Raw genomic sequence first — 2942 nt, 5'->3', positions numbered from 1 at the left:
TTTCGCGTTTGCCAGCTCAACGAGACTGTTGTTGCGCTTAGTGGTTGAATAAAATTAGCACAGAGATAATAAAATTTACGAGGAGGAGAACGCATGATCGTAACAACAACAGCGCTCGTTGAAGGTTCACCGGTTAAGCAGTATGTCGGCATTGCAACTGGTGAAGTTATTATGGCCGCTAATGTCGGAAGAGATATTCTTGCTTCATTTACTGATCTTGTCGGCGGGCGTTCGAAAGCCTACGAAACCAAGCTAATAGAGGCAAGAGACGAAGCCTTTAAAGAAATGACACAGGAAGCTTCGCAAATGGGAGCCAATGCCATTATCGGTGTTGATGTCAATTACGAAGTAGTCCGTCAAGGTATGCTAATGGTTGCTGTCAGCGGAACGGCAGTCATTATCTAATTTCTGTCTTATCATTTTATCATTTCACGAGAAGGAGTTTATATACAAATGAAAAAACCTAACGCATCATTGCTTAGCTTATGCTTGTTTACGTCAGTAGTTTCTTCTGTTGAGGCAGCAGATACAGGCTTGTCCGTTCAAATTGGCAGCACGAGAAATTTTCTTTGAGGGCGAGCTAGAGGATCCTGATGCATAGGTCTTTCAAGTAGAAGGGGTAGCATTATGCGAGGAGGGATGTCTTGGGATATGACGGACATGCTTAATACGGACTACACCCATTTGGAAGACTCAACGGTTAAAGCTAGCTATTGATGGAATCAATGAACAAAGCCGTAAACGCTGCAGAGTGCTTTTGCAACAGCCACAACCTGAGGTGATCATGGAACTTAATACGACTTTTCCGGAAATGGTGTTTGCAGAAGTTCCTGCAGGCGAGGATCCGTTTGCTCCCAGTGCACATGTGCTTGAGTGATTGCAAAGAAGGGCTAATGGGGGCTAGATTGGAGCTCAAGGCATTGCCTGAGCAGTATGACATGTTCAACCGCCAACTCCAAGATATGATGACGCAGGTAGAGCAACTCCTAGAAATCATTCCAGGTACTGAAGAAGTGCTAACCATCCCTTGCGTTGCAATCGTCACATTAGCTGGATTTCTAGCTGAAGTTGGTGATCTGCAAGGTTATGAGCATAGCAAGCAGATCAACAGGCTTGCAGGCTTTAATCTCAAAGAGAATAGTTCTGTTAAGAAGAAAGTAAATCAACGATCACAAAACGTGGACGATCCAGATTGCGAGCGCTATTATTCCACGAGGTGATGCCTATGGTAGCCAATAAAGCAGCGTTCAAAGCATTGCATCAATATTTCACCAAGCGGAGCCATAATCCGCTGAAAAAGAAACAATCCCATGTCGCCTTATATAGGAAACTTATTCGAGTGCTCTACACATTGGGGACAAAGCAAATTCGTTACAATGCAACAGCTGTATTAGGACCGATTCGTCAGTGCCACTTACAGATAGCTGCTTAATTCAAACTAAAGAAGTAGTCGATGTTGAAATCTTAAGAAAACAAGTGAAAATGAAAGAAAATATTAATTTTAGTGGGAGTGTTTATGATGTCAAACAAAAGGGACATGCTGCAAAAATCTTTGGATCCCGCCCTTCGAGTTCGTCCCCGCGTACGATGGGGTGTTCTCGCATATTTCCTCTACATCGCAGTCTTCTACGCTATCTTCGTGATCAACGGCGTCGACTACCCGCGAGTAGGAGAGAGTGAGCAGACCCTTCTTCTCTGGTACGTAGCACCGCTGTCCGGCGGTGCTGTGCTGACCTTCACAATAGTCACGATTTACGGATGGTGGCGCCCCGCCCTGGTTGAAAGGCGGAGTCTTTCTCGATGGACGATGACTCTCCCGATCATCATGACGGTCATCGCGATCGTGAACATGCTGACCGGCGATTTCACCCGTGTCACGCCCCTCATGTGGCTGTATCTCATCGTCGGCAGCATCATGGTCGGCTTCAATGAGGAGATGATCCACCGAGGTCAATTGATAGTCGCTCTGCGCAGCCGATTCGGTGAAACTGGAGTCTGGCTGCTCTCAACAGCGATGTTCGCAGTCTTCCACCTGCCGGGTATGTTCCTGGGCCTAGGGGCGGGTGCGCTGTTCCAGGTAGTGATGGCATTTGGCCTCGGTTCGATCTTCTACCTCGCCCGGCGGTCTACCGGATCGCTCGTGGCCTCCATGCTCCTGCACGGACTCTGGGACTTTAGCGTTTTCTCAGCGAATGGCGCGTCGGCGTTACCCATCGCTGGTTTACTAGCTCCGTTGTTGGTGATCGCTGCAGTCATCACGGTTCCGATCATCCTCCGCCGTGAAAAGCGACGCGATAGCTCCCAAAGCGTGTCACGATCAGTCGGCTGATTCATCCGTGCGGTCGACGAGCGCGCTCCTCGTCTCGTAGCCAACACGCCGCCCAGCAGTCCTGACTAGGTGCACTCTTGATTCAAATGGCGTCAAATTTGATGGGATTGGATATCGGGGCAACTGGTGGACGAAAGAAGACTATAATAAATTCTAAGCCAAAGCTAAGGCCGTTGTTGACCAATACAGCAAATTAGAGTATCTGGGCCAAAAAATCAATGGACAACGGACATTACCAGAAAATAATGTAGACATTGCCGGACTGCAGGTTGCGCTTGATGCGGTAAAACAATTGCCGAATACAAGTCTTCAAGAGTTCTATACCCCATGGGCAATCATTTGGAGACAGAAGGCGCTTCCTGAAGTTGAACAATTCCTTCTAGCCATCGATCCTAATCCGCCGGTCAAATTTAGGGTAAATGTCGTGGTTGCTAATACTAAGCTACTAGGATGACAAATCGTCAATATCCTTGAGTAACGAGGAACTTATGATTTAGTAAATTCAGTTAGAGGAAACGCCGGATGCCGGGAAACTGGCACGTCAGACTGTCTAACAATTACTCATAAACCTTTGTTGTTGGCATGGAAATAAATGGTCTTTGTCGAATCTATA

General features: G+C 47.1%; 2 protein-coding genes and 2 pseudogenes. All 4 read left to right on the top strand.

Going from position 1 to position 2942, the window contains the following annotated elements; translation table 11 throughout:
* Positions 1–93: 93 nt before the first annotated feature.
* Positions 94–405, top strand: a complete 312-nt coding sequence (locus tag BK127_RS41880; RefSeq protein ID WP_076238535.1) for a YbjQ family protein — start codon at positions 94–96, stop codon at positions 403–405.
* Positions 406–884: 479 nt separating this feature from the next.
* Positions 885–1432, top strand: a pseudogene (locus BK127_RS46180) (transposase); the annotation flags it as partial.
* Between the two features lie 87 nt (positions 1433–1519).
* Positions 1520–2329: a CPBP family intramembrane glutamic endopeptidase gene (locus BK127_RS41870; protein WP_076238534.1), complete on the top strand. Its 810-nt coding sequence runs from the start codon at positions 1520–1522 to the stop codon at positions 2327–2329.
* 172 nt (positions 2330–2501) lie between these two features.
* Positions 2502–2783: pseudogene (locus tag BK127_RS46040) on the top strand (M13-type metalloendopeptidase); the annotation flags it as partial.
* Positions 2784–2942: the final 159 nt, after the last annotated feature.

Source organism: Paenibacillus sp. FSL H7-0331, assembly GCF_001956045.1.
The sequence above is the reverse complement of the archived record's forward strand: the minus strand, read 5'-3'. Positions and strand labels throughout refer to the sequence as shown.